The 914-nt window shown below is 49.2% G+C and carries 1 protein-coding gene; it reads right to left on the bottom strand.

What is annotated here, in order from left to right; genetic code table 11:
* A partial coding sequence (locus tag GTO89_RS16835; RefSeq protein ID WP_161263250.1) for an ISL3 family transposase occupies window positions 1-914 on the bottom strand: 914 nt, incomplete at both ends.

Here is a 914-nt window from a genome sequence, read left to right as displayed (position 1 = left end):
TCTGTGCCACTTCTTTCATCGGCGCTAACCGACTATGTGTCGCCCAGAAGTACCACTTTTTAAAGAACATTGGCGCATCCATGGGGTCTTTTTCGTACATTTCTTGAAAAGTGAGTCGGAGCTGATATGCTTTGCCTGTCTTTGCGTTTCGTTGGGCCAGCACATCCTCCATAATTGCTTTTTGCTTCATCGTTAGATGCCTTTTGTTTTTAAGCCAAATATAGCGAGTTCCTTTCAACTCCGGCATCGTCTTTTGTTCTTCCCGTCGAACTTGATCCACCGCTTCGTTGATTAATTTGATCACATGGAACTTGTCAAAGGTTATCGCTGCTTCCGGAAGATGTTTCTCCACACCGGAAATAAAGGCCGGGGACATATCCATGCAAACATCGGTAATATTCTCCGTACAACCCCTATGGGATTGAAAATCTTCCTTGAACTTCGGAAGTACATCGGCGCCCTTTCCCTCTGTGGCGAAGATGACTCGCCGGGTCTCGGCGTCCATCACGATCGAGACATACTTATGCCCTTTGGCCCGAGCCGTCTCATCGATGCTGATCTTCTCGACGGTCGACAGGTCTTCTTTTCGGCGAGCTGTATGAACATAGTGATGGAGGATTCGCCACAGGAGAGAGTCATGTTCGCCAACAATTCGCGCGACTGATTTAACAGGCATTTCTTTCATGAGTGTCATCACATAGGCCTCAAAGAGCAGGGTGAATCCACTGCCGGGTCGACTCCACGGCGCCGTTATCTGGCGGACTGCCCCACATCGATCGCATTTCGTTCGAGGCAAAGGTGCATGGATAAAGGTCTTGTGCTGAAAGAAGTTCAGGTGTCTCCAAGATCTCTCCTTTGTATCGTGGACATTGCAGCCAGCTTCAGCACAAGCCGGGCAAGCAAATGAGCTTCCG

The sequence above is a fragment of the Heliomicrobium gestii genome (assembly GCF_009877435.1).
GTDB classification, from domain to species: domain Bacteria; phylum Bacillota; class Desulfitobacteriia; order Heliobacteriales; family Heliobacteriaceae; genus Heliomicrobium; species Heliomicrobium gestii.
This window is presented reverse-complemented; position numbering and strand designations above follow the sequence as displayed.